Origin of the sequence: Acidisphaera sp. L21, assembly GCF_009765685.1 — a bacterium.
Taxonomy (GTDB): domain Bacteria; phylum Pseudomonadota; class Alphaproteobacteria; order Acetobacterales; family Acetobacteraceae; genus LMUY01.
On sequence record NZ_LMUY01000137.1, the window covers coordinates 1 to 10,038 of the forward strand.

The window sequence follows — 10,038 nt, forward strand, 5'->3', positions numbered from 1 at the left end:
CCCATTAAGCCCTAACCTCAAGAAAGTACATAACACCCTCTAAGATCTTTGCGACTTCACGCCCAGGACTTCCCTTCACCCATCGACCAACGCGCCAAGGAAATCTGATCGGCTGCAAATTTAGTCGGACGGCCGACAGAATAGGAAGGTGCGCCGGCGACTTAGATTAGGATTGGGATTCCTGATCGCGTAGCGCTGCGTAAAGCGCCGTCTTGCCGACCTTAAGTCGGGTTGCGGCTTCCCGGACGGTAAGCCCGTTGGAAACCATCACGCGAGCTCGATGGAGCTTGTCGCCTACGACAACTGGTTTTCGACCACCCTTTCGGCCCCTGGCCGCAGCGGCTACCAGACCGGCACGCGTACGTTCCTGAATCAGGTCACGTTCGAACTGCCCGAGTGCGCCGAACAGGTGGAACACTAGCCTGCCGCCAGGCGTGGTGGTGTCGATCGCCTCGGTTATGGAGCGGAAGCCGACGCCGCGTTTTTCCAGCGCCGTGACCGTCTCGATCAAATGCGGCAGCGATCTACCAAGGCGATCTAACTTCCAGACAACCAGGACGTCGCTCTCGCGCACGTAGGCCAGGGCTGCCAGCAGGCCAGCGCGGTCCGTTCTGGCGCCGGACGCGCGATCCTCGAATACCTTCGAGCATTCCATCGCCGCAAGTGCATCGACTTGCAACGCTGAATCCTGATCGAGGGTGCTAACGCGCGCGTAGCCGATGTATGCCAAAGCCGTGCTGTCCGTTTTCCCGTCCGGCAATCATCTTGTCCGACTTCTCGTCTCCCGTCTAGGATTACGGACACTTTGGAGGTGGCCGTTCAACGGTCGTTTGGCGGACAGGCATCCTGTGCCGCGTCCGGCTGCGTCGGCTGCTGTTGGTGGTGGTGGTTACCGGACAGTCCGGTGTAGAGAGGATAGCTATGGAAAGCGGACACTTTCTGTCGCAAAGCGCCGTCTGCAGCCATCGTTTCTTAGCGGACCTGCCGCCCGATCCAGGAAATTGCAGGGCCGGTCGAGAGCGTTTCCGATGAGCCGCTCTCACCCAGAAGGAAAAAGCCAGGGCAGGCATGCTAGTTCTTTTGCGCGCGGCGCCACGCGCCGGGGCTGATGCCAATGACCTTGGTGAACACGCGGCCGAGGTGGCTTTGACCAGCGAACCCACAGTCTAGCGCAATTTGGCTGATCGCCATGTTGCTGCCCTTCAGCAGCGCCTGCGCATGCTCAATCCGCTTTAGAAGCAGCCACCGGTGCGGAGACGCTCCGACAGACTGCTTGAAAGCGCGGCTGAAGTGCCGCTCCGACAAGTCGCACAGTGCTGCCAGCCGAGCCAAGCTCACGTCACCTCGGAGGTTGGTGAGCAGTAGGTCCCGCACTCGGGCTTCCTGCCGCGCTGGCAGTCCGCCTCGAGAAGGGTGGGCCGGCAAGTCTACGCCACCGTAGGTGGCCGCGACGTGCGCGCAAACCGTGTTATAAAGCTGATCCAGGAAGAGCGACGACACCTCGGATGGGTAGTCCATAGCGGCTTCGCTTGTCCGCGCCAGCATGTACAGGATCGGGTCATCCTGAGCGCGGTCGAGCAGGTGCGGGAACGCGTCGACCCTGCGGCCGCCGGCTTGTTCGACCAGGCGCGCCAGATCGGCGAAGGAGATGTAGAAGCTCACATTGTCAACAATAGTGCTGTCAGTGTAGCTCGGGATCCGCCGATCCCTGATCGCCACGGTTCCAGCTGTCGTAGCCGGCCGGTGGATGTGCTTGCCGTCGAGGAATGCGTTGCAAGCGGGTCGGCGCGCCATGTGCACGATCGGAACGAACATGTCGGCAGCCATCGCGGCGGGCACGATCATGCCGTTAGTTCTCAGTATGTATCGGGCAACAAAGGGCCTCACGCCGCCATCACGCCGAAGGTCTAACGTTTTGAAGACGGAGGGCGAGTTGCCGAGACCGAAGAGATGACGATTGAGGTGGCTCATTTCGTGTCCGATGTGCCGGTGGCCATGCAACAGAACGAAGCGCCGGTAAGTTCGAGCCAGGGCACTCTCCTGGCTGGAATGTATAAACGGCGTCCACTTTGGACAAGACGGTGACGCGCCTCGCTGTCAAAATCCTTTCGACAAGTACGCTGGACGGTGACGTCGGGTTTTTGTCTGCGAACCGCGATCGCGCCTTCTGCGGCGCGGATAGCTCCAGGTCGCGGGCCGGAACCAGACCTTTCCGTTTGTTCAGGAGGCTCATAATGGCGACGATCACGACCAGGGACGGGACGACGATCTACTACAAGGACTGGGGCAGTGGTCAGCCAGTCGTGTTTCATCACGGTTGGCCGCTCTCGGCCGATGACTGGGACGGGCAGATGATGTTCTTTCTCCAGCACGGCTATCGGGTCATTGCGCATGACCGCCGGGGCCATGGCCGGTCGAGCCAGACGGCGACTGGGAACGACATGGACACATATGCCACTGACGTCGCTGAGTTGGCGGTGGCGCTGGACCTGCGCAACGCTGTCCATGTCGGCCACTCCACCGGCGGCGGCGAGGTCGCGCGCTACGTGGCGCAGCATGGGCAGGGTCGGGTGGCCAAAGCGGTGCTGGTCAGCGCGGTGCCGCCGATCATGGTAAAGACCGAGAGCAATCCCGATGGCCTACCTATAACGGTGTTTGACGACATCCGGGCGGGGACGGCGTTCAACCGGGCGCAATTTTTCAGAGACATCACGATGCCGTTCTATGGCTACAACCGGCCCGGGGCGACCGTCTCTGAAGGCGTGCGGGAGAACTGGTGGCGTCAGGGTATGATGGGCGGCGTGAAGGCGCAATACGATTGCATCAAGGCCTTCTCCGAAACCGACTTCACCGGCGACTTGAAGAAGATCGAAGTGCCTACACTCGTCATGCATGGCGAGGATGATCAGATTGTTCCGTTCTCGGATGCGGGGCCGCTATCGGCCAAACTTCTTCAGCATTCCACAATGAAGGCCTACCCGGGGCTGCCGCATGGCATGCCGACGACGAATGCGGAGCAGATCAACGCTGACCTGCTCGCGTTCATCAAAGCCTGAGCCCGGTGTTTGCAGCACACTAGGCCGTCCTTCCACCCTCTTTTTAGGAAACGATAATGAGGGAAAACGTCGCTACGCAGCTTGTGCAAATCCTTGCACAAGCAGGTGTCAAGCGGATCTTCGGATTAGCTGGGGATAGCCTCAACGGCATAACTGAGGCACTTCGGCAGCAATCCGACATCGCTTGGGTCCATGTCCGGCACGAGGAAGTCGCCGCCTTTGCGGCGTCTGGGGAAGCGCAGCTCACGGGCAACTTGGCCGTGTGCGCCGGGTCGTGCGGTCCCGGCAACCTGCACCTTATCAATGGCCTGTTCGACGCCCATCGCAGCCGCACCCCGGTGCTGGCGATTGCCGCCCAAATCCCGTCGGCGGAGATCGGCGGTGGGTATTTCCAAGAAACTCATCCGCAGAACCTGTTTAGCGAATGCAGCCACTATTGCGAACTCGTCTCAGATCCCATTCAGCTCTCGTTCGTGCTTGAAAATGCCATCCGAGCTGCGGTCGGGCTACGCGGCGTGGCCGTCGTCGTGTTACCCGGCGATGTGGCACTCCGCCCTGCAGCGCCCCATGGCATCTCCGCCAAGCACGCGCTGTTGCCTCCCGAGCCCGTGGTGCAGCCGGCGGACGCTGACGTCGATGCACTTGCGGCCTTGCTTAACGGCGTCGAGCGCGTAACGCTGTTCTGCGGCCGCGGCTGCGCCCGCGCGCATGGGCCATTGCTGCAGCTTGCCGAGATCTTGAAAAGCCCGATCGTGCACGCTTACGGGGGCAAGGAGTACGTCGAGTACGACAACCCGTATGACGTCGGCATGACGGGCTTCATAGGCTTCTCGTCAGGCTACGCGGCGATGCACAGCTGCGATGTGTTGCTGATGCTCGGCACTGATTTCCCCTACAAACAGTTCCTGCCCAATGACATCAAGATCGTCCAGGTCGATATCCGCCCGGAGAATTTGGGTCGGCGTGCAAAGCTCGAGCTCGGCCTTGTCGGCGATGTCGGGCCCACCATCCAGGCGTTGCTACCAAAGCTCAAATCCAAAACGGTTCGCGGGTTACTCGACGACAGCTTGGCCCACTACAAGCGCGTGCGGGAGGGCTTGGACGACCTGGCGAAGGGAACGCCGGGTCACAAGCCGATTCACCCGCAATATTTGACGAAGGTCATCAGCGACGCCGCAGCGGATGACGCTGTCTTCACCTTCGACACCGGCACGCCGACGATCTGGGCCGCGCGCTATTTGCGGATGAACGGGCGGCGTCGCCTGGTGGGCTCTCTGGTGCACGGGTCGATGGCCAACGCGATGCCGCAGGCCATCGGCATCCAGGCCGCGGCGCCCGGCCGGCAAGTCGTTTCACTATCGGGAGATGGTGGCTTCACCATGCTCATGGGCGACCTGATCACACTCACCCAACAGAAATTGCCGGTGAAGATTGTCATCTACAACAACGGCATCCTCGGTTTTGTGTCGCTCGAGATGAAGGCGGCCGGGTTCGTCGACGCGGGCACGGACCTAGACAACCCCGACTTTGCGGCGATGGCTCGGGCAATGGGCATCCACGCCCAGCGTGTCGAGGACCCAGGCGAGTTGCCTCGCGCTGTCGCAGACATGCTGGCCCATGACGGACCGGCGCTGCTCGACGTGGTCACGGCCAAGCACGAGCTCTCGATGCCGCCAACGATCGGGCTGGAGCAGGTCAAGGGGTTCAGCCTATGGGTGCTGCGGGCTGTCATGAGCGGCCGCGGCGACGAGGTCATCGACCTCGCAGAAACCAACCTGCTGAGGCGCTAGGGATGCAAAACCCGCTTTGGTGACGCAGCCATAGTTTCGAAGGGGAATGGACGCAGCCTAGGTTTCGGCTTGCTTCGGGCTTGCAGGAGCAGTCATCGGCGGTTTGACCTCGTTCACGACAACCTGGCAACGGGCGCAATTTGCGAGAAACGAAAAGAAAGTAGCTGCACGAGCCGCCAAGCGATCTTCAACGATTTCATCATTGAAGCGAGCCGGTTGTACGTAGATGCATCGAGCCACTAGAAGGACGACGGTAGGGATCTTGTGCAGCGTTACGCGATCGTTAACAAACTGCGGCTGTGGGCGTCGTCTCCTGTGGTGCAAGCCGTCCAACCAGCCATAGACGACATCATCACGGCCTATTTGGAGCACAACCATAGCCTGCTGGGAATACGCGCGATGGCTCAAGAGCGTAAGATGAACTCCCTTCAGGAGTTTGGCGAGAAGTGCAGGACCGAGCTCTCGCAGATCTAGCGTTGATTCCGTAACGACGAGGAGAGCTAGATGTCAGTCAGCATAGCGACCGGTCGACCGAAATCTTGGGACTTGCAGCCGTTATTCTGGCTGCGGAACCTGGCATGATCGACGCGTTCCACCTTGCCCGGGTGCAGTTCGGGTTCACCGTGGCGTTTCACATCACCTTTCCAGCGTTCTCCATCGGGCTCGCCAGCTATCTGATGGTGCTGGAAGGCATGTGGCTGCGCACGGGCAATCAGGTTTACCTCGACCTATTTAAATACTGGATCAAGATCTTCTCCATCGGCTTCGCCATGGGAGTCGTGTCGGGGCTGGTAATGAGTTACCAGTTTGGCACCAACTGGTCGCAATACTCCGCAAAGGCGGGCCCGGTGATCGGCCCGGTGATGGCCTACGAGGTTCTGACCGCCTTTTTCCTGGAGGCCGGGTTCCTCGGTGTGATGCTGTTCGGCATGGAGCGGGTCGGCCGCAAGTTGCACATGTTCGCCACCTGCATGGTGGCGGGAGGCACGTTCCTCTCGGCCTTCTGGATCCTGTCGGTGAACAGCTGGATGCAGACGCCCGCCGGGTTCAGCGTCGGCGCGGACGGTCGCATGTTCCCCACTGATTACTGGCAGGTGGTGTTCAACCCCTCAGTGTTCGTTCGCGTGCCGCACATGGTGCTGGCGTCCTACTTGATCGTTGCATTCATCGTGGGATCGGTCGGCGCCTACCACCTGCTATGCGGGCGTGCGACGCCGGCGGTGCGTACAATGTTCTCGATGGCGATGTGGATGGCCGCCATCGTGGCGCCGCTGCAGATCGCGATGGGGGACATTCACGGTCTCAACACACTCGAGCACCAGCCGATGAAAATCGCCGCAATGGAGGGCGATTTTGACCCCTCGGGCCCCGATGGCGCCCCGCTAATCCTGTTCGGCCTGCCCAACATGACCGACGAGCGCACCGACTACAAAATCGAGATCCCGCACGCCTCCTCGCTGATCCTGACCCATACGTGGAGCGGGCGGGTGCCGGGGCTGAAGCAAGTGCCGCCAGCCGACCGGCCCTACGCTCCTGTGGTATTCTGGACATTTCGGGCGATGGTGGGCATCGGCTTCCTAATGTTCGGGCTAGGGCTGTTCAGCCTCCTGGCGCGGTGGCGGGGCAGGCTGTTCAGCAATCGGTGGCTGCACCGCGCAGCGCTGGTGATGGGCCCCGCCCCGATCATGGCCATGCTGTGCGGCTGGATGACGACCGAAATTGGCCGCCAGCCCTACACCGTGTACGGCGTGCTGCGGACGGCGGACAGCATATCGCCCATCGCCCTGCCGGGGATCGCGACCTCGCTCGCGGTGTTCGCCGTGGTGTACTTCACGGTGTTTGGCGCGGGCTTGATGGTGATGTTGCGGTTGATGGCGAAGCCACCGTCTACGGGCGAGTCGGGGCTGGATCCGAACCTGCCCATTCGCTCGGCGGGCATCCATCCCGGCCTGGCCGGCGCCGTGCCACCCGGCACCGGCGCCGCTTCACCCCTGCCAGCGGAGTAGTCCGATGAGCACCGAGACCATCGCCACCATCTGGGCCGGGCTGATTGCCTTCGCCGTGCTCGCCTACGTCATGCTAGACGGCTTCGACCTGGGGGTGGGCATCCTGTTCGCCGCCGAGCGGGGTTCAACCGACCGCGACACCATGGTCAACTCTATCGCGCCGATGTGGGATGGCAACGAGACATGGCTGGTGCTGGGCGGCGGCGGGCTGTTCGGGGTGTTCCCGCTCGCCTACTCGATCATCCTGCCCGCACTGTATCCGACCATCTTGGGCATGTTATTCGGCCTGATCTTCCGCGGCGTGGCCTTCGAACTGCGGTTCCGCGCCCGCACCGCGATCGGGCGGCGGCTGTGGGACCTGTCGTTCTTCGGCGGCTCCACCGTCGCGGCTTTGTGCCAGGGGCTGACGCTGGGCGGGCTGCTGCAGGGCATTCACGTGGTCGGCGGCCAGTATGCCGGAGGGTGGTTCGACTGGCTAACCCCGTTCACCGCGCTGTGCGGGGTGGCGGTGGTCGCTGGGTATGCCTGGCTTGGCGCCTGCTGGCTGGTGTGGCGCACCGAGAACTCACTGCAGAACCGTGCCCGGCGGCAGGCGCGGGTGCTGGGCTGGGTGATGCTAGGTCTAATCGTGGCTGTCAGTTTGTGGACGCCTTTCCTGAACCCGATGTTCGAGAAGCGCTGGTTTAACTGGCCCGGTATCCTGCTCACCAGCCCCGTGCCGCTGCTGGTGGCGGGGCTGGTGGTGCTGTTTCACTGGGGCATCGAGAGACGCCACCACCTGACGCCGTTCTTGTGCGCGTTGGCGATCTTCGTGCTGTGCTTCGCCGGGCTCGGCATCAGTTTCTTCCCGCTCATGGTGCCGCCCGACATCACCATCTGGCAGGCGGCCGCGCCCCGGGCCAGCCAGCTCTTCGTGCTGGTGGGCGCGTCGGTGCTGATCCCGCTGATCCTGGCCTATTCCGGATTCAGCTACTGGGTGTTCCGCGGCAAGGTGCAGCCCGGTGCCCACTATCACTAACCGGAGGAACATTTTTGCGCAGCTAGCCTGGTTCGTCGCACTCTGGACGTCCGGAGTGCTGAGCATTGCGGCAGTCGCCGGCCTCCTGCGCTGGGCGCTCACCAGCCGCTTTCCCGATCCAGCTCATTTACCCCGCAAAGAGCCGGCTAAATGACTGCGAGCGGCGTGGCAGGCCGGGCGAAGCCGTCACCCTGGCCGTGCCGCAGCTTTGCGGGCTTAGTGCCGGCGTTGCTCTGTTCTGCCGGGTGCAGCAAGTCGCCATCGCAGAATATCTTCGGCTCGTTCTTCCCGGCCTGGATCCTTTGCAGCGCGATCGGAATCGTGGCGGGTGGTGTTGTGCCGTGTCTTGCTGGGCGTGGTCAGGCTGCACCCCTTTGTACTCGCCCCGCCAATCGCTTATTTAGCAGTAGCAGTGGCCGTCACGCTGTTCACCTGGCTGATCTGGTTTGGGCAATAGCCGGTGAAGTGCGTCGGTCAGCTGTTTGGCATCGTTTTCACCGTCGGGACGCTCGCGGCTGCCATCCTCGGCGCCGTGTTCGCTTCGCAGCGGCTGGACCATCGCCCCCGTCTTGACGACGCGTTCATCGACGCCGACGTCGTGTACATGGCTCCCGACGTGAGCGGCCGGCTGATGTCGCTCGAGGTGACCAACAACAAGACCTTTCGGGCAGGCGAACTTGCTGTTCGTGATCGATCCGGAGCCCTTCCGCTTGCAGCTCGAACAGGCCCGGCGCAACTGAGCGGGCTGCAGGCAACCCCCACAGGCGTTGCGGCGGCGGTGCCGCGCCGAGGAGACATTGGCCGCCCATCCGCCTCACACGGAGCGACAACATAACCGGTCGTCACAGCCAAGTGTCCGTCGGGCTAGCATCGGATTACAGATGGTTAATCGACAGCCAGGCGCAGCACCGGGCACCACAGGGACTGCCCGGATCCTCACCTCAAGCTACGGCCGCACCGGCATCAAGAGCGGACTTGCCCCGGGTGTCCGCGAAAGGTTCGTTTGTCGGACACTGCTTGCCAGATAGTCTTGTGGCGAAGTTCTGCTTTCCACCACGTGCAGAAGTAGGCCGGCTCCGGTTGGTCGGCAGCGGACTGTCGGCTCTTGCCAGAGGAAATGGTAAGGGCAGCTAGCGAGCAGCTCGTAGACACAGGCATTCGGCAGCCCATGCCGATGGCTCAAGTTATACCGCTACGCAGGCCATCAGCGGTGCGAGCGTCTTGGCGTCGTCCAGGTTGCAGACATGCCGAACCACTTCCGTAGCTTTCGTGTCCCCGATTACGGGAGCGGCCAGACTCATGAACTTGCCCGTCGCCGCATCGAAGTCCGGCATGTTGGTCGGGTGGCCTGGCGGCGCCACGTAACGACGGGACAGATGCCGTCCGTCGTTCAACACAACCTCTACTCCCCCGCCTGCGGCATCAGGCCAGCGTCTTGATAGCGCCGGATCCTCAACCAATTCCACCTTGGCCAGCAGCTCACGCAGCTCTGGCGCGGTCCTTACTGCGTCTGCAAACTCCGCCTCCATGCAACGGCCGAACATCAGCGCGACGGCCGTACAGTAGATGAAGCTATGGTCGGCCGATCCGCGCGTGGCCGGGTAGCGCCGGTCCGGATCGGCCGAGGGCGTGCCAAGCGCGAAGGCGGGCAGCTGCACGGTGACGGCAGCGATGGCGTCGGCGCGCACGTGCTCGTCCCGATGCAGGTCGATGGCAGCCTGCACCGGCGCCATTGCTGTGGCGACCGCGGCGTAAGGCTTGATGCTGGTGCGCATGAGGCGCCATTGCTCCACCGGGGCCGTCAGGATGGTGAGGTCCACCGCGCCCGCAACGCTGTTGGCCCAGCCGGCCTTGCCTTCCATGATGCTGTCTGGCCCGGTGAGGCCGTGATGTGCCAACAACGCTGCTTCTATCGAGCCCTTCGCAACCCAGGCTTCCGCGGTCGCCTTGATCATGCCGATGCCGCCGCTTTGCAGCTGCGCCAGCGTGTTGAGGTGGGTGGCGGCAATGCCGATCGCGTGCGCCGTGCGCGTCGCATCCGATCCGAGCAGGTAGCTGGCGAGCGCGGCGGCCGAATAGGCTAGGTTGCAGGAGTGATGCCAGCCGCGCTTCCAGAGGCTGGGTTCGCCCGCTGCCTCAGCCAGGCGCAGGTGGATCTCGTATGCGGC

The 10,038-nt window shown here is 62.6% G+C and carries 9 protein-coding genes; 6 read left to right on the forward strand and 3 right to left on the reverse strand.

Annotated elements, in window-relative coordinates; all coding sequences use genetic code 11:
* Positions 1 to 166: 166 nt before the first annotated feature.
* Both GSQ76_RS25470 and GSQ76_RS25475 read right to left on the reverse strand, forming a co-directional pair.
* Entirely contained in the window at positions 167 to 730 is a 564-nt protein-coding gene (locus GSQ76_RS25470; protein WP_158746949.1) for a recombinase family protein, read from the reverse strand.
* Positions 731 to 1,071: 341 nt separating this feature from the next.
* Positions 1,072 to 1,845, reverse strand: a complete 774-nt coding sequence (locus GSQ76_RS25475; protein WP_158746906.1) for a helix-turn-helix domain-containing protein — start codon at positions 1,843 to 1,845, stop codon at positions 1,072 to 1,074.
* Between the two features lie 389 nt (positions 1,846 to 2,234).
* On the opposite strand from GSQ76_RS25475, the gene GSQ76_RS25480 reads away from it, so the two are divergent.
* The 6 genes from GSQ76_RS25480 to GSQ76_RS30950 all read left to right on the forward strand — a co-directional run bounded on the left by GSQ76_RS25480 (position 2,235) and on the right by GSQ76_RS30950 (position 8,705).
* Positions 2,235 to 3,056 carry an alpha/beta fold hydrolase gene (locus tag GSQ76_RS25480; RefSeq protein WP_158746950.1) on the forward strand — a complete coding sequence of 274 codons (822 nt, stop codon included), beginning with the start codon at positions 2,235 to 2,237 and terminating at the stop codon, positions 3,054 to 3,056.
* A gap of 56 nt (positions 3,057 to 3,112) precedes the next feature.
* On the forward strand, positions 3,113 to 4,846 hold the full coding sequence (gene poxB / locus GSQ76_RS25485) for a ubiquinone-dependent pyruvate dehydrogenase (protein WP_158746907.1): 1,734 nt from the start codon (positions 3,113 to 3,115) through the stop codon (positions 4,844 to 4,846).
* A gap of 578 nt (positions 4,847 to 5,424) precedes the next feature.
* Positions 5,425 to 6,852, forward strand: a complete 1,428-nt coding sequence (locus GSQ76_RS25490) for a cytochrome ubiquinol oxidase subunit I (protein ID WP_158746908.1) — start codon at positions 5,425 to 5,427, stop codon at positions 6,850 to 6,852.
* Positions 6,853 to 6,856: 4 nt separating this feature from the next.
* The gene (cydB, locus tag GSQ76_RS25495; protein WP_158746909.1) at positions 6,857 to 7,870 is read left to right on the forward strand and encodes a cytochrome d ubiquinol oxidase subunit II; all 1,014 of its coding nucleotides are present in this window, start codon (positions 6,857 to 6,859) and stop codon (positions 7,868 to 7,870) included.
* 150 nt (positions 7,871 to 8,020) lie between these two features.
* On the forward strand, positions 8,021 to 8,443 hold the full coding sequence (locus tag GSQ76_RS32910; protein ID WP_408837266.1) for a YtcA family lipoprotein: 423 nt from the start codon (positions 8,021 to 8,023) through the stop codon (positions 8,441 to 8,443).
* Entirely contained in the window at positions 8,331 to 8,705 is a 375-nt protein-coding gene (locus tag GSQ76_RS30950; RefSeq protein ID WP_174247401.1) for a hypothetical protein, read from the forward strand. Before GSQ76_RS32910 ends, GSQ76_RS30950 begins: the two co-directional genes overlap by 113 nt.
* A gap of 349 nt (positions 8,706 to 9,054) precedes the next feature.
* Here the strand turns inward: GSQ76_RS30950 and GSQ76_RS25505 are convergent.
* Positions 9,055 to 10,038, reverse strand: a 984-nt coding sequence (locus GSQ76_RS25505; protein WP_158746911.1) for an MmgE/PrpD family protein, incomplete at its 5' end; no start/stop codon positions are given.

Coding starts and splice junctions, on each gene's coding strand:
- poxB (WP_158746907.1), top strand. CDS start 3,113: ATGAGGGAAAACGTCGCTACGCAGCTTGTGCAAATCCTTGCACAAGCA.
- GSQ76_RS25490 (WP_158746908.1), top strand. CDS start 5,425: ATGATCGACGCGTTCCACCTTGCCCGGGTGCAGTTCGGGTTCACCGTG.
- GSQ76_RS32910 (WP_408837266.1), top strand. CDS start 8,021: ATGACTGCGAGCGGCGTGGCAGGCCGGGCGAAGCCGTCACCCTGGCCG.
- GSQ76_RS25475 (WP_158746906.1), bottom strand. CDS start 1,845: ATGATCGTGCCCGCCGCGATGGCTGCCGACATGTTCGTTCCGATCGTG.
- cydB (WP_158746909.1), top strand. CDS start 6,857: ATGAGCACCGAGACCATCGCCACCATCTGGGCCGGGCTGATTGCCTTC.
- GSQ76_RS25480 (WP_158746950.1), top strand. CDS start 2,235: ATGGCGACGATCACGACCAGGGACGGGACGACGATCTACTACAAGGAC.